Genomic DNA, 15,792 nt, shown 5'->3' on the forward strand with positions numbered 1-15,792 from the left:
GCAATTTTTCAGCATGATAAGTATTGTTGTGGCTATGGGGAAGAATAATGCCATAGGAAAAGAGAATCAGTTGTTGTGGCATCTTCCAGAAGATCTTAAACATTTTAAAAATTTGACATCAGGACATCCAATTATTATGGGAAGAAAAACCTATGAAAGTATTGGTCGGGCATTGCCGAACCGTACAAATATTGTGGTGAGTCGCAAGGATAATTGGTTTGAAGAGGGTATATTAATTGTACCTTCGCTGAAAGAAGCTATTAAACATTCCAAAAAAATTAGTGATCAGGTTTTTATAATCGGAGGAGGAACTATCTACGAGCAAACAATAGATTTGGTGGATAAATTAGAAGTGACAATTGTCGATGGCGAGATGGGTGCTGATACTTTTTTTCCTAAAATAAATCCGAAAGTTTGGATTGAAGTTAATAGAGAATGTCATCACAAAGATGAGAAAAATGCTTACGATTATTGTTTTGTAACCTACGAAAGAAAAGAAAACATAGCCAAGTAAATGGATTACCCGAGTAAGGTTTTGGCAAAAGCTGTTGATGAAATTTCTGGACTTCCTGGTATTGGGAAAAAGTCTGCATTGCGCCTAGCTTTACATCTTTTGAAACAGCCAAGTTCTCAAGCAATTGCTTTGGGAGCTGCAATTCAGAATTTGGTAACAGAAATCAAATATTGTAAACAATGTCATAATTTTTCTGATCGGGATATTTGCGAAATTTGTGCAGATTCTAGGAGGAATACCGAAGTGCTTTGCGTGGTGGAAGATGTTCGCGATGTCATGGCGATTGAAAATACTTCTAAATTTAATGGAAAATACCTTGTGCTCGGAGGAAAGATTTCGCCTATGGAAGGTATTGGTCCAGCACAATTGCATATCGATAGCATTCAGAAAAAGTTGGAAGCTGGCGAGGTTAAAGAATTGATTTTTGCTCTCAGTGCAACCATGGAAGGCGACACCACGGCTTATTACATTTATAAAAAATTCAAATCCTTTAATGTTCAGTTTTCGAGCATTGCACGCGGGATTTCGGTAGGCGATGAGTTGGAATATGCGGACGAAATCTCCTTAGGAAGATCAATTATTAATCGATTACCATACAACGAAAAGCTTTAAAAATGACCAAGATAAGTGTTGTAATTGTTCATTATAATGTAGCGGATTTACTGCGTAATTGCATTTTGTCAATCAATCAGTTTTTTAAAGACATTGATTACGAAATTCTTGTGGTTGATAATTGGTCCCCAAATGACGATTGGAAAAAGCTTATCGAAGAATTTACTCAAGTTAAGTTTATCGCTTCAGAAAAAAATCATGGCTTTTCTATCGCCAATAATATAGGTGTGGAAAAGGCTAAAGGCGAATATGTTTTAATTCTAAATCCAGATACGGAGATTGAAAGTTTTTATATCAAAGAGCTTTTGGATTTTGCTGATTCTGAACCGAAATTTGGATGTCTTGGCGTTCGCATGCATGATAAAAATGGAGAATTTTTGCCAGAGAGTAAACGTTCGGTTCCTGATATGTGGAACTCTTTCGAAAAACTATTTACGCCATTTTCAAAAAAATCTAAAGCCAAAAGTTATTACCGTAACGATATCGGCGAGTATGATGTTGCAAAATGTGATGTTTTTACAGGCGCATTTTTGTTGGTGAAAAAGAAAGTTTATCAAGAAGTTGGCGGTTTTGATGAAGCTTATTTCATGTACGGCGAAGACATCGATTTGTGTTACACAATTGCGCAGCACGGCTATCAAAACTATTATTACGGGAAATGTTCAATCCTGCATTACAAGGGCGAAAGTACGATGAAGGACGAAGTTTATCTTCAGCGTTTTTATGGTGCAATGCAGATTTTTGTTGAGAAATATTATAAGAAGCAAAAACCCTTGCAATATTTTGTTCTTAATTTAGGTTTAAAATTAAGACATTTTTATGCCAAATCTAAACTTCCGAATTAGATTGTAATTCATACGGAAAAGTCGATTCTTCCGCGAATTTTCTTAATTTTCCCATTTTCTCTTTGGAAAGTCTTTGCCCGATTTGCCCGCTAAGATAGGTTCCTAGTAATAAGGTTAAGCATATAAAAGATGCCGCTAGAGCTAACGGGAAATCGTTGGATTTAATTTGTTTTTCGACATAAAATATGGTGAAAAATGTCATCCATAAAATCGAAAATATAAAATACAAAAACATGAAAAATGTCCATACTGCGGAGCTGGGGCCAAAAATTCCGCGGATAACTGTTTCGCCATTTTCAATTTCTGTTCTTAGCGCCAAGTTGGGTTTCCAGTAATTTCGGTTGCTGTTGTTTACCATGATAATCGATACTTCGCGATTGATGCTTCCAATGAAATCTTCGCTATTTTCGAGTAGGTATTTTTTTAAGTTTTGCGCATATTCTTCTGGCGTTAAGCTTGTTTTTAGCTTAAAACGGGGACGCGTTCTTATGCTGGTTAATGTGTCTTCCATTTGTTATTGTTCTTGGTAAGGGATTGGGTCTTTTAAAATTAAATTATAAATAAGTGGTATTCCTTTGCGTTCGATATGTATTTGTAAAGTTTTTCCTTCTTGAGATTTTAAAATCTGATTAATTTTTGATAAAGTCATATCGGAGGTTTTTCGATTATTAATTTTTATCAGGACGTCTCCTTTTTTTAAGCCAATCTTTTGTGCTTCAGAATCTTTTCTAGTTCCCGCTACGATAAATTTTGGTTTTAAAGAAAATTTATACTGAAAATCCGTGGTGCTGTAAATGATATTTTGTGATTCTTGAGTTTCTAAGTCTTTTGCTTTTGTTTCTACTTTTACAAGATCTTTTTCCCAGCTAAGGCCATCTTGTTTAACCTCGAGGCCGCTCATGTCAAATATGAAAGGGTCGTTGTAGTATTTATTCTTTTTAAAATAAATTTTTTTATTAGGATAATCAAATAACATATTGAAGCGTCGGAAAATTTCTGCTCCGATAGAGCCTTTTCGATTCGGGACCAACTGCAAATGGCTTATGGATGCAGCATCGGGCATTGCAACCAATGGTGTTATGAATTGAAAATTCCCAAAATATAAACCGTGTATGCGGCTCCGCTTTCCATAAATATCACCGTTGAAACCTGCACCAAGATAATCATCTATATTGGGGCGATTGTAGTTGAATCCCAGAATTAAACTCGGGAAAAGCCAAATAGAATCTGAATTTCCAGAATCTAAAAGCATTTTTGAAGTTTTTTTTTCGTTCGTCATCTCGATATCAGCCTGCATATAAGGTTTGTTTTGTTCGATGCTTACATCAAAAGCCTGGTGTTTGCGTGTTCTTCTGCTGGCTTTCTGTTGGCTTTGATAAATAATGACTCTCTCACGAACATAATCGATTTCGATAGGATGGTTTTTGAAAAAATGATAGCCAATAATTCCATTAATAGGAACGCCTAAAGATGTTGAGATGTTGAAAGATTCATCTAAAATAATGTACAAATTATGTGTTTTGTCAATCATTTTATTGTCAATTGAAAACGTGTTATTAATGGACTTTAAAGCTTCAATATCAATATTATCGCCAAGTCCAGAGAATTTTAATTTCTCAACATGATTAAAATTAACCTCTTTGTCGGCTAGGCTGAAAAGAATGGTTTCCGAAACGCCAGTGTCTAGTAAAAAATCAAGACTTACATTGTTAACGATAATGGGAATCACAACTAAATTATTGACGCTCTTGAACTTTAATTCAACTTTATCGGCTTTTGGGTTTACAAATTGAAATCCTTCTTGTGGATAAACAAAAATGGATAAGCCAATTAATATGAAGGTTAGGAAAAGTTTCATAGATTGAAATTAATAATTAATTATGAGAAAATTTATATTTAATTTAATAATATTCGTTTTTGATTTAAAAATGATTAATTGGATTTGTTTTGGGTAAATTATGAACTGAATTGTTAAATTTTTAATTTTATGATAATTGTGTTGATAAATGGTATTCATTTTGTTAAAGTCGTAAATGATAATAGATATTATTGAAGAGTAGGTTAATTTTTGATGAATACTAACTATTAATTTTTATGAAATGGAAAATTTATTAAAGGAACTTCGAAAAAGAAGTTTAGGATTAGACGAAGTGGTTTTCGAACACCGCAACAAAGCTTATGGCGCTTACCAATTGAGGCATAACTATGGAAGCAATCTTTCTAAAGCGATGTTTGTTGGGATTGGTTTGTTTGTAAGTGTTGCTGCTCTTCCTTTTATTATCAATGCTTTTAAGACGGATTCGGTTGTTGTAGATGTGTTTCCTCCAACTGGACCTTTTATTTTAGATGATGTTGAAACGCCAGATGTGCCAATGCCACCACCAGCTTCCGCGCCTCAGCAACAACAAGTGAAAACTGTGGAATTTGTAATGCCAACACCGACAAGAGCGCCAAAGATTCAGAAAACTGTACCAACAGCAACTGAAATCGAAACAACCACAATCGGTACTACAACTACCGACGGGCCTGTTTCTCCTAATGTGTATATTCCGATAGCGCCACCAAATATTGGTACGGGAGATGTTCCTGCCCCACCAATTGTCCAGCCTGCAATTCCTGTGAAAAATCCAGATGCGATTCTGGACAAAGTAGATGTTGAAGCTAGTTTTAAAGGAGGTGTCGAAGCTTTTAGAAGAATTGTTGGCGAACGATTTGATACTTCTGTTCTGGACCAAAGTGGGACAATCTCAGCCATTGTGACTTTTGTTGTTGAAAAAGATGGTCGTATTTCTAATGTAAAAGCAAAAGGTAAGGATGCTGATTTTAATAGAGAAGCTGAAAGAACCATAAAAGATATAAAAACCAAATGGACGCCGGCTAAGCTAGAAGGTCAGGTTGTAAGATCTTATTTTAGAATTCCAATATCTATGAGAGTAGAATAAAAGTCTCTTTTTTAATTATTTAAATATTTATCCACATTGATTTCAAAATGTGGATAATTTTTTTCATATCTATGTTGTTGAAATTTAGTTGATTAGGCTTTACGCAAACATCCCTGTGGAAATGACATTTTAAAAAATTGTATTTTTGAGAACTAATTGAATTTTATGGCAAAGATAATAGGTGTAGCAAATCAGAAAGGTGGTGTTGGTAAAACAACGACCGCTGTTAACTTGGCATCGGCATTGGGCGTTTTAGAAAAGAGAATTCTCTTGATAGATGCTGATCCACAGGCTAATGCAACTTCCGGATTAGGAATAGAAGAGGTTAACGCATCGACCTATAATTTGCTAGAACATAGCGCTGAAGCTAGCAAATGTATACTTCCGACAAGTTCTCCTAATGTGGATATTATTCCGTCGCATATCGATTTGGTTGCTGCAGAGATTGAGCTCGTAGATCGTGAAAACCGCGAATATATGATGCGCAAAGCTTTGGAGTCTGTGAAGAAAGATTACGACTATATTATTATTGATTGTGCGCCGAGTTTAGGTTTAATAACAATTAATGCGCTAACGGCTTCAGACTCTGTGATTATTCCGATTCAATGTGAGTATTTTGCTCTGGAAGGATTGGGCAAATTATTGAATACGATTAAAAATGTTCAAAAAATTCATAATCCAAATTTGGATATAGAAGGTCTTCTTTTAACAATGTACGATAGTCGTCTAAGATTGTCAAACCAAGTTGTAGAGGAAGTTAACACGCATTTTCCAGAAATGGTTTTTGAAACCATCATCAGTCGAAATGTGAGATTGAGCGAAGCACCAAGTTTTGGAGAAAGCATTTTGAAATACGATGCAGAAAGCAAAGGTGCTATCCAATATATCCAACTTGCGGAAGAAGTTTTATTAAAAAATGAAAAATTAGTAAAATCATAATATTATTGATTTTTTACTAAATCTTAAATTAAATATGAAAGATAAAAAAAGAGCAATGGGTAGAGGTTTGGGAGCAATCCTAAACGCTGAAAGCAAAAGCCTCATCAATACAGCGCAAGATGCAGGCGCAGAAGATTTGGTGGGAAGCATTGTTGAGGTTGCTATCGAAGATATTTATCCTAATGCCAACCAGCCAAGAACTTATTTTGATGAAAAAGCATTGAACGAGTTAGCGCAATCCATAAAAAATCTCGGTGTTATTCAGCCGATTACGCTTCGTAAAGATGGTGGAAAATTTGAGATTATATCGGGTGAGCGTCGCTACCGCGCATCAAAATTGGCAGGATTGACAAGCATACCAGCTTATATCCGTTTGGTCAACGATCAGGAATTGCTAGAGATGGCACTTGTAGAAAATATCCAAAGAGAAAATCTTGATGCGATAGAAGTGGCTTTAACGTACCAAAGATTATTAGAAGAGATTGGATTGACGCAGGAAAAACTAAGCCAACGTGTTGGTAAAGAGCGAAGTACAATTACCAATGCTATTAGATTGCTAAATTTGGATCCAGATATTCAAAATGCGATACGAAGTGGGCAAATATCAGCAGGACATGGTCGCGCGATTATAAGTATTGATGAAGAAGCGGATCGTAAAAAGTTGTTTGACAAAATTTTGGCAGAACATCTTAATGTTCGACAAGCTGAAAAATTAGCGACACTTCTGAAAAACGCTGATAAAAAAGAAAAAGTAGAGAAGCTTATTAATCTTCCTAATCATATCAAAAAAGCACAGAAAACTTTGTCGGATATTTTTGAAACCGAAGTGGAAATCAAATCTTCCGCCAATGGGAAAAAAGGAAAAATCGTCTTAGATTTTAAAAACGAAAACGAATTAGAATTCATACTTTCCAGATTAAAAGTAGATGAAGTATAAAATTTGTATGCTTTTGATGCTAGGGATTTCGAGCCTTGGATTTTCACAAAGCATTCCAGATAGCATCAAAACAGATACGATAAAAGTTAATCCAGTTATCACAAATTCTGAAAAAACAGATGTGAAAGTTCTGGAAGAAATCGAGAAAAAAAATGCGCCACAAAGCGTTACCAAATACAGTCCTATGAAAGCAGGACTGTATTCTGCTGTTTTGCCAGGACTTGGACAATACTACAATAAAAAATATTGGAAAATACCAATTGTTTGGGGAGCTGTTGGGACGGGTATCGGTATCGCTATTTGGAATCAAAAACAATACGACCGTTACAGAAATGCTTTTGTAGCCGAGCTTAATGGACAACCACATGAGTTTTCTGGAATTCCAGGAATAGATAAAACGGTTTTGGGAAATGCCCAAGATCGATCAAAAAGACAACGCGATTATGCCATAGGCGTTACGGGACTTATCTATGTTCTTAATATTGTTGATGCTATTGTTGATGCGCATTTGTACGAAGGTCGCAAAGATCCAGATTTGGCAATCACGCCCGTTGTGATTCCCGATCAATACAGTGTTCAGCCAACCAAAGCTGGACTTAGTTTTAATTATAGTTTTTAAAGAAACAAACATGAAGATTGCATTAGTAGGATACGGAAAAATGGGGCAAATTATTGATGAAATTGCTCAGCAAAGAGGACACGACGTTGTGGCGCGCCTTAAAGAAACGCCAACTGTTGAAAGTCTCAACAATGCCGATGTTGTTATTGAATTTTCTAATCCTGAAGCAGCATTTAAAAATATTAAATTCTGTCTTGAACAAAAAATCCCTGTCATTTGTGGTACAACAGGATGGCTTGATAAAAAACCAGAAATAGAACAAATCGCTATTGATAACGGAACAGCATTTATATATGGATCCAATTTTAGTTTAGGGGTTAATCTGTTTTTTGCTATTAATGAAAAGCTTGCTGAAATGATGAAGCCTTTCTGTGCCGAATACAATGTGCAATTGGAAGAAATTCATCACATTCATAAAAAAGATGCACCCAGCGGAACTGCGATTTCTATTGCGGAAGGTATTATCAAACATTCCGATTTTACAAGCTGGAAATTGGAAGAAACTAAAGGTCAAGAATTGGGCATTTTTGCCATTCGTGAAGATGAGGTTCCTGGGACGCACAGTGTTTATTACCGTTCCAATGTCGATGAAATTGAATTAAAACATAGCGCTTTTAACAGAAAAGGATTTGCGCTGGGAGCCGTTATCGCGTCAGAATGGATTATTGGAAAAGCTGGCGTTTTTGGAATGAAAGATGTTCTGGGATTGTCATAGCTTGTAACATTTTTAAATTATCAAGACTAATTATTAAAATCAAATTATAAAATAAATATCCAACTATGGAATATATTGTACAATATAGCATTTACGTCATCATTGTTAGTGTATTGATGGGACTTTCAACTTGGAAGCTTTTCAAAAAAATGGGCTACAATCCTCTTTTCGCATTCGTTCCGTTTTACAATTATTTGATTGTTCAAAAAGAAACAAAACATCCAAAATGGTGGGTTGTTTTTGCATATTTTCCAATTGTTGGACCAATTATGATGTCTGTTTTTCATGTTTTTTTAATGAAGAAATTCGGAAAGTCAGGATTTGTAAATGCGCTATTAACAGTTATTCTGCCATTTATTTTTATGGCAACAGTCAATTATTCTAAAGATCCACAAATCGAAGAAGAAGATATTGAAGAAGAAGGCAAAAAGAAAGAAACCTTCATTGGTTCTGTTACTTTTGCTGTGGTTTTTGCCACCATTATCCATGTATTTATAACACAACCATTTGGGATTCCCACTGGCTCTATGGAGCGAACTTTATTGGTAGGCGATTTCTTATTCGTGAATAAACTTAATTACGGTTACAGAATGCCGATGCGCCCCGTGGCTCTTCCGTTCTTGCAAGGGACTATTTTTGATACTGGCGAACCAGGAAATCCAAAAGATGATCCCAAATCCTATGTTGATGCTATTAAACTTCCGTATTTAAGATTGCCAGGTTGGGAGAAACCAGAGAAAAATGATATTGTTGTATTCAATTATCCAGATGACTCCGTCCATGTTGCAATTGATCGAAAAGATCCTTATGTAAAACGTTGTGTGGCTGTTGGTGGCGATGTTGTAGAATTCCGTGCAGGACGTTTGTTTATTAATGGAAAACCAGAACAGGTTTTGGGCGATCAAGAGATTCAACACAAATATATTGTAAGAAGTTCTTCGCAGTTGGATATTCCTGGGCTTTACAAAATTTATGGTTTTTTACCAGTTATGGAAGGTCAGGATGATCAAGGTTTTGTTTATCATTTTCAAGGTTTAACAGATAAAATTAAAAACGATTTCAAGCAAATCCCAGGTGTAGAAAGTGTTGAAGAAGATGTTATGAAGCAAGGCGAAGCTTCGGTAGCGCATTTCTACAGAATGGAGCATGGCGACTATGTTCGTGATGATAGAGGATATCCAATTCAGACCGCTAAAGTGGATTCTACCAACAGTATTTTCCCAATCAACAAAACTTGGAACCAAGATTGGTACGGTCCCCTGACAATTCCTAAAAAAGGAGATGTTATTACGTTGACGCAAGATAATTATCCAGAATACCAACGTTTAATCGGTATTTACGAACGCAATAAATTTGAAAATAAAAACGGAAAGTTCTTTATCAATGGTAAAGAAACCAACCAATATACAGTGCAACAAGATTATTATTTCATGATTGGTGACAACCGTGATGCGTCTTTGGATGCGCGTTTCTTTGGTTTTGTTCCAGAAGAAAATATTGTTGGAAAACCAATGTTCACTTGGATGAGCGTGCAAGGGCTTTTTCCAGATAAGAGCTCTAGCTACCAAGCGGATAAAAAAATCCGTTGGGACAGAATGTTCAAAGCAACCAATACAGGAGAAGCTAACAAAACATCGTATTGGTGGATTGCCGCAGCTATTTTGTTGGTTTTCTTTGGGTGGGACTATATCGTAAAACTATTCAAGAAAAAAGAATCTGAAGATTAATTCTTATAGATTTAAAATATGGAAATTTTATTACCGATATTTTATTTTCCTCCCATTTCTTGGTTCGCCGAATTTTTAAAATCTGATATCGAAGTAACTTTGGAACAGTTCGAGCATTTTCCGAAGCAAACCTATCGTAACAGAACTAATATTTATGCAGCCAATGGAAGGTTGTCTTTGATAATTCCGGTGCGCCATTTTGGAAAAACCGCGATGAAGGATATGGAAATTTCTTATGCTGAAGATTGGCAAAAACAACATTGGCGTTCGATAAAATCAGCTTATCAAGCTTCTCCGTATTTTGAATATTATGAATTTAAACTTCAGAAACTTTACGAAGAAAAGACAACATCTTTGGTGGAATTTAATTTAAAATGTTTAAAAACAATTTTAGATATTTTAAAACTTGACCAAGATTTTAAACTTTCCGAAGAATATGTTGTGGAGTCAGAAATTGATTTCAGAAATCATTTTTCTGCAAAAAAAGTGGCAGATAAAGTTTTTCCAGACTATTATCAAAGCTTTTCTGATAAAGGAGGCTTCATCCAAGATCTTTCGGTCTTAGATTTGATATGTAATCTCGGACCAGAAAGCCGCGCTTACATTTATAATTTATAAATCTTATTTAATATGAAAAAAATTGCGATTGCTATTTGTTATCTAGTTGGATTTGGTTGGGCAACTGCTCAGTCAACGCCATTATCGGACAAAGACAAAGATCTTATGACATGGTATCATAAGGATTTTGCAACGACTAAAGTATATGGTGTTAATACACAAAATGCATACAAATATTTAGAATCTAAAGGTCTAAAACCAAAAACTGTTGTAGTGGGTGTTTTGGACAGTGGTGTACAAGTTGACCACCCAGGATTGGTTACTAATATGTGGAAAAATCCAAACGAAATTCCTAATAATGGAATTGATGATGATAAAAATGGTTATGTAGATGATATCTATGGTTGGAATTTTTTAGGAAACAAAACCAAAGATGTTAATGTTGATAACCTAGAAGTAACACGCGTTGTTAAAAAATATAAATCCATTTTTGAAGGAAGCGATTCTGTACAGAACAAAGCGAATCAAGCGAAAATGCCTGAGGAATTTGCAATGTATATGAAATCAAAAAAAATATTCAGTGAGAAAAGTATAGAAGCGCAACAAGGTTTCCAAACATATTCGATGATTAATCAAATCATCCCAAATGCTGAACAGCTTTTGGAAGGGAAAACTTTGACAGCGGCTAATTTGGCTACGCTGAAACCATCTTCTCAACAAGATGCCATTGCTATGCAAGTTTTGTCTCAGCTATTGAGTAACAAAGATATGGAAGGCAAATCTTCCAAAGAAGTTGGCGATTTTTTAAGAAAAGATATCAAAGAAGCTTTGGATTATTTCCAGAACCAAGCCGAGAAACAATACAATCTTGATTTTGATCCTCGCGCTGAAATGGTTGGTGATAATTATGATGATTATTCAGAAAAATATTACGGAAACAACCATTATCAAGGTCCAGACGCTTCACATGGAACTCATGTTGCTGGTATTATTGCAGGACTTCCACAAGCTGGCGAAATCCAATATGGTGTTGCAAGCAAGGTGGCAAAAATTATGACCGTGCGTACAGTGCCAGATGGTGACGAGCGTGATAAAGATGTTGCAAATGCCATTCGATATGCCGTTGATAATGGTGCGAAAATTTTAAACATGAGTTTTGGAAAACCTGTTTCTCCTGGGAAAACACATGTTTGGGATGCCATGAAATATGCGGAAAGCAAAGGTGTATTATTGGTTAAAGCTGCTGGTAATGATAACGAGAATCTAGCCGAACATTCTTATTTTCCATCCAATTTCGCCACACAAACCGATCAAAAAGCTTTTGTAAACAACATGATTGTAGTCGGCGCTAATACAAATGATAGCGCAGCTTTGCGTTCGGATTTTTCTAATTATAATGACAGAATGGTTGATGTTTTTGCGCCGGGATCAGAAATTTATTCAACAGTTCCGACCTCGACTTACAAATATGAACAAGGCACATCTATGGCATCACCAGTTGTTGCAGGTGCAGCAGCAGTATTGCTAGCTTATATACCTAGTTTGACCCCAGCTCAAATAATTGAAGCTTTGACAAAAACTGTTAACAAGAGTGCAGCTAATAATTTTGGAAAACAATCTGTTGCTGGCGGTGTCATCGATTTGAAAAAAGCTGCGGAGTATGCTTATAATAATTTCTATAATGTAAAAAACAGCAAAACTCCAGCAAAACTTAATAAGAAAATAATAAAGAAAACAACTGAAAAATAAGTTTTTCTAAATTAAAAACTTTGTATTAAGAAAAATGTCAAAATTATTTTGACATTTTTTTTATAATTTAGCTTTGGCATGATTTTTAATATTCTTAATGCATCTAATTGTTTTGACTATGAAAAATATACTTTTATTAGGAGTTGTAGGAGCAGGGTTGTTCCTAACTTCATGTAAGACCGCTAACACAGAAAATTCTAATACTGTTACAGCAAAAGAAGCACAAACTAGAAGAGCAGAAGCTTTGAAAATGAAAGGCACTTGGCAAGTTACAAGTGTTGATTATGATAAGTCTTTTAAAATAAAACCTTTCGATGAAGGAGCAGACGCGCAATGTTTTGTAGGAAGCCAATGGAAATTAATCCCAAACAACTATACAGGTACTTACACGATGAATGGTGGTGGCGATTGTCCTACTGTAACGCAGCCGATATCTTTTGAAGTAACAAAATTCAACGAGTTTAAATTCAAAAAAGTTATGGAAGGTGAAAAAGCAAAACAAGTAGCTGCTGGTTATGTTTTAGAACTTCAAAATCTTTCTCAGGATAATTTTACTTTAGTTCAGAATGTTAATTTCGAAGGTAATCCGATTAAAGTATATTATAATTTTCAAAGAGTAAACTAAAATTTTAAAAAAATAAACTATTATGCGATTTATTAATAAAACAAATATTGCAGCTTTATTTATCAGCTCTACTTTGATGCTTACAAGTTGCGAAAGCATCCAGAATGCTAACAATACCCAAAAAGGTGCTGCAATAGGAACTGCGGCAGGTGCTATCTTGGGAGGTGTTTTAGGGAATAATATTGGTAAAGGAGGTAATGCCCCTCTAGGAGCTGTGTTAGGCGGTGTGGTAGGTGGTGTTGCTGGTGGTGTTATTGGTAACAAAATGGATAAACAAGCCAAAGAAATCAAAGAAGTTCTTCCTGGCGCTGAGGTAGAAAGAGTAGGTGAGGGGATTAAAGTGACACTTCACGAAAATACAGTGAACTTCGATTTTAATTCATCTAATTTGACAACATTAGCAAAGTCTAATCTGGATAAATTAGTAGTAGTGCTAAAAAATAATCCAGATACCAATATTAACATCTACGGCCATACAGATAGTGTTGGTACAGATGCTGTTAATATGAAAATATCTAACCAAAGAGCTTCTGCTGTGAAAAATTATTTCGTAACAAACGGTATTGCCTCTTCAAGAATGTTTACAGAAGGTTTAGGAAAAACAAGTCCTATTGCTTCTAACGATACCGATGCTGGTAGAGCGCAAAACAGAAGAGTTGAGTTTGCAATTACAGCCAACGAAAAAATGATTCAAGATGCCCAACAAGGTAAGTAAGAATTAAAATCTTTCAAAATAAAAACCGCAATTTGCGGTTTTTTTTATTATCAGATAATTCTTAATTTTGGGATCTAATAATACAAATGAGAAAATATCTAAAACTTATTCGGGTAGAACAATGGGTGAAAAACCTTTTCGTGTTCTTACCTCTTTTTTTTTCTGGAAATATTACTAATGTTGATTTGTTTCTCAAAAGTATATTTGCCTTCTTCGTTTTTTCATTCACAGCGAGTTCCATCTACATCATTAACGATTATATGGATATTGAGTCGGATAAAAAACATCCAGAGAAAAAGAAACGTCCATTGGCAAGTGGCGTTATTTCTAAGCCAACAGCTATCATCATGTTTTTTGCACTTTTGATAACTACGATTTTATTAGTCGTTTTTGCGGCGTTTTATTTTAACCAAAACTATACAAAGTTCGGAATTATCATTGGTGGTTATTTTGTGATGAACTTGCTTTATACTTTTAAGTTAAAGCATGTAGCTATTATAGATGTAACAATTATTGCGACAGGCTTTGTGCTTCGTGTTTTGGCTGGTGGCTACGCAACGGGACTTCCTATTTCGCAATGGGCAATCTTGTTGACTTTTGTACTCGCTATGGTTTTGGCAGTTGGGAAAAGACGTGGAGAGCTTATCAATGCTCAGATTTCGGGACGTACAAGAAAAGCTTTAGATGGTTATAATGTGCAGTTTGCAGATATTGCACTTTGTATTTGTGTTACATTAGCTATTATCTGTTATTTAATGTTTACATTATCACCAGAAGTTCAGAAAAAGTTTCATCCAAGAGTATTTTATACGGTGTTTTTTGTGTTTTTTGCATTTTTAAGGTATTTGCAGCAAACTTTAGTTTATAATAAAACCGAATCCCCTACCAAAATTATTTACAAAGATCGCTACATCCAGGTAACCTTGTTGATGTGGCTCTTAACATTTTTATTACAGATATACTACAAATAGATGAAACCGAATTTTATTCAAAAAGTTTCTAATTGGGGAAACTTTCCAATTGTGGAAGTCGAAATGAAATCGGAAGATTCACTTTCACATATCAAAGAATTTGTTGCCGACCGTAACGAAGTTATTGCTCGTGGCAATGGCAGATGCTACGGCGATGCCTCGCTGGGACAACACGTTTTTTCAACAAAAAGATTAAATAAATTTTTATCCTTTGACCGTCTTAATGGCGTTATAGAATGTGAGTCAGGCGTGCTGCTTTCCGATATTTTGGAAGTCGTTGTGCCGCAAGGTTATTTTTTGTATGTGACCCCGGGAACCAAATTTGTAAGTGTTGGTGGTGCTATAGCCTCCGACGTGCATGGGAAAAACCACCATGCCGAAGGTTGTTTTTCGGAATATGTGATTGCGTTTAAAATTTTAAATGAAAACTCAGAAGTTTTAACGTGTTCGAGAGAGCAAAATTCTGATTTATTCTGGGCTACAATTGGCGGAATGGGACTTACAGGCATTATTCTTTCCGCGAGTATAAAACTTAAGAATATAGAAACAGCCTACATTCGTCAAGAAAGTATTAAAGCCAACAATCTGGATGAAATTTTTCAATTATTTGACGACAGCGAAGATTGGACATACAATGTCGCATGGATTGACTGTTTGCAAAAAGGAAAAAGTATTGGGAAGTCTATCCTTATGCGTGGCGAACATGCTTTGAAAGGCGAGATTCCTAAAAATAAAGGTCAAAATCCTTTACGATTAAAACCTAAGTTTAGTCCCAATGTTCCATTTTATTTTCCGAGTTTTGTTTTAAATAGTTTGTCAATTAGAATATTTAATTGGTTGTATTTTAATAAACAACGTGCCAAACAAGTTAATAGTTTTATAGATTATGAAACTTTCTTTTATCCATTGGATGCCGTGAAGAATTGGAACCGAATCTATGGTAAAAAAGGATTTATCCAATACCAAATGGTGATTCCTAAAGACAAAGGAAAAGAAGGTATGAAGAAGATTTTGGAATGTATCGCCAAAAGTGGTAATGGCTCTTTTCTGGCGGTACTAAAGCTTTTTGGGAAAGATAATCCGCAAGCTTACAACTCATTTCCGCAGGAAGGTTATACATTGGCTTTAGATTTTAAAGTGAATTCGAAACTTAAAAAATTGATTGCACAATTGGACGAAATTGTTGAAGAATTTGGTGGCCGAATTTACCTTACAAAAGATAGCATGAGCAAAAGCACTTTAACGGATTATCTCAAAAATGTTGAGAATCCCAAGTTTGTTTCACTTCAACATCAACGCATTCATAATCCATCTTAATTCCACA

General features: G+C 35.2%; 17 protein-coding genes. 15 read left to right on the top strand and 2 right to left on the bottom strand.

Features of this window, described 5'->3' with window-relative positions; genetic code table 11:
* Window positions 1-13: 13 nt before the first annotated feature.
* Genes G6R40_RS13275 through G6R40_RS13285 form a run of 3 tightly spaced genes read left to right on the top strand, consistent with a single transcriptional unit; the run spans window position 14 to window position 1,971 of the window.
* Window positions 14-514, top strand: coding sequence for a dihydrofolate reductase (locus G6R40_RS13275; RefSeq protein WP_165136512.1), 501 nt, complete (start codon window positions 14-16; stop codon window positions 512-514).
* Window positions 515-1,126, top strand: a complete 612-nt coding sequence (gene recR / locus G6R40_RS13280; RefSeq protein ID WP_165136514.1) for a recombination mediator RecR — start codon at window positions 515-517, stop codon at window positions 1,124-1,126.
* A 2-nt stretch (window positions 1,127-1,128) separates the two neighbouring features.
* On the top strand, window positions 1,129-1,971 hold the full coding sequence (locus G6R40_RS13285; RefSeq protein WP_165136516.1) for a glycosyltransferase family 2 protein: 843 nt from the start codon (window positions 1,129-1,131) through the stop codon (window positions 1,969-1,971).
* Here the strand turns inward: G6R40_RS13285 and G6R40_RS13290 are convergent.
* Together G6R40_RS13290 and G6R40_RS13295 are read right to left on the bottom strand one after the other, a co-directional pair.
* Window positions 1,955-2,482 carry a hypothetical protein gene (locus tag G6R40_RS13290; RefSeq protein WP_165136518.1) on the bottom strand — a complete coding sequence of 176 codons (528 nt, stop codon included), beginning with the start codon at window positions 2,480-2,482 and terminating at the stop codon, window positions 1,955-1,957. The genes G6R40_RS13285 and G6R40_RS13290 overlap by 17 nt on opposite strands.
* A 3-nt stretch (window positions 2,483-2,485) precedes the next feature.
* A complete protein-coding gene (locus tag G6R40_RS13295) occupies window positions 2,486-3,829 on the bottom strand; it encodes a PDZ domain-containing protein (protein ID WP_165136520.1) in 1,344 nt (447 codons plus the stop codon).
* Between the two features lie 241 nt (window positions 3,830-4,070).
* Here G6R40_RS13295 and G6R40_RS13300 point away from each other — a divergent pair, with 241 nt between their 5' ends.
* The 12 genes from G6R40_RS13300 (at window position 4,071) to G6R40_RS13355 (ending at window position 15,785) form a co-directional block, all read left to right on the top strand.
* Window positions 4,071-4,913 carry an energy transducer TonB gene (locus G6R40_RS13300; protein WP_165136522.1) on the top strand — a complete coding sequence of 281 codons (843 nt, stop codon included), beginning with the start codon at window positions 4,071-4,073 and terminating at the stop codon, window positions 4,911-4,913.
* Window positions 4,914-5,078: 165 nt separating this feature from the next.
* The gene (locus tag G6R40_RS13305; protein WP_165136524.1) at window positions 5,079-5,852 is read left to right on the top strand and encodes a ParA family protein; all 774 of its coding nucleotides are present in this window, start codon (window positions 5,079-5,081) and stop codon (window positions 5,850-5,852) included.
* Window positions 5,853-5,886: 34 nt separating this feature from the next.
* Window positions 5,887-6,789, top strand: a complete 903-nt coding sequence (locus tag G6R40_RS13310; protein ID WP_165136526.1) for a ParB/RepB/Spo0J family partition protein — start codon at window positions 5,887-5,889, stop codon at window positions 6,787-6,789.
* Window positions 6,779-7,408 carry a DUF5683 domain-containing protein gene (locus G6R40_RS13315; protein ID WP_185670489.1) on the top strand — a complete coding sequence of 210 codons (630 nt, stop codon included), beginning with the start codon at window positions 6,779-6,781 and terminating at the stop codon, window positions 7,406-7,408. The genes G6R40_RS13310 and G6R40_RS13315 overlap by 11 nt, the downstream gene beginning before the upstream one ends.
* Before the next feature lie 10 nt (window positions 7,409-7,418).
* Window positions 7,419-8,123 (top strand): 4-hydroxy-tetrahydrodipicolinate reductase, encoded by a 705-nt coding sequence (dapB, locus tag G6R40_RS13320; RefSeq protein WP_165136528.1) that lies wholly within the window; start codon window positions 7,419-7,421, stop codon window positions 8,121-8,123.
* 65 nt (window positions 8,124-8,188) lie between these two features.
* Window positions 8,189-9,850: a signal peptidase I gene (lepB, locus tag G6R40_RS13325; protein ID WP_165136531.1), complete on the top strand. Its 1,662-nt coding sequence runs from the start codon at window positions 8,189-8,191 to the stop codon at window positions 9,848-9,850.
* Between the two features lie 18 nt (window positions 9,851-9,868).
* Window positions 9,869-10,468, top strand: coding sequence for a WbqC family protein (locus G6R40_RS13330; protein WP_165136534.1), 600 nt, complete (start codon window positions 9,869-9,871; stop codon window positions 10,466-10,468).
* A gap of 12 nt (window positions 10,469-10,480) precedes the next feature.
* Window positions 10,481-12,157 carry a S8 family serine peptidase gene (locus tag G6R40_RS13335; protein WP_165136537.1) on the top strand — a complete coding sequence of 559 codons (1,677 nt, stop codon included), beginning with the start codon at window positions 10,481-10,483 and terminating at the stop codon, window positions 12,155-12,157.
* Between the two features lie 118 nt (window positions 12,158-12,275).
* Window positions 12,276-12,782: a lipocalin family protein gene (locus G6R40_RS13340; RefSeq protein WP_165136540.1), complete on the top strand. Its 507-nt coding sequence runs from the start codon at window positions 12,276-12,278 to the stop codon at window positions 12,780-12,782.
* Window positions 12,783-12,804: 22 nt separating this feature from the next.
* Window positions 12,805-13,497: an OmpA family protein gene (locus tag G6R40_RS13345; protein ID WP_165136543.1), complete on the top strand. Its 693-nt coding sequence runs from the start codon at window positions 12,805-12,807 to the stop codon at window positions 13,495-13,497.
* Window positions 13,498-13,583: 86 nt separating this feature from the next.
* Window positions 13,584-14,468 (top strand): decaprenyl-phosphate phosphoribosyltransferase, encoded by an 885-nt coding sequence (locus G6R40_RS13350; protein ID WP_165136546.1) that lies wholly within the window; start codon window positions 13,584-13,586, stop codon window positions 14,466-14,468.
* Window positions 14,469-15,785: an FAD-dependent oxidoreductase gene (locus G6R40_RS13355; RefSeq protein ID WP_165136549.1), complete on the top strand. Its 1,317-nt coding sequence runs from the start codon at window positions 14,469-14,471 to the stop codon at window positions 15,783-15,785. It abuts the gene before it with no gap.
* The last annotated feature ends 7 nt before the right edge of the window (window positions 15,786-15,792 follow it).

This window comes from Chryseobacterium sp. POL2 (genome assembly GCF_011058315.1).
GTDB lineage: Bacteria > Bacteroidota > Bacteroidia > Flavobacteriales > Weeksellaceae > Soonwooa.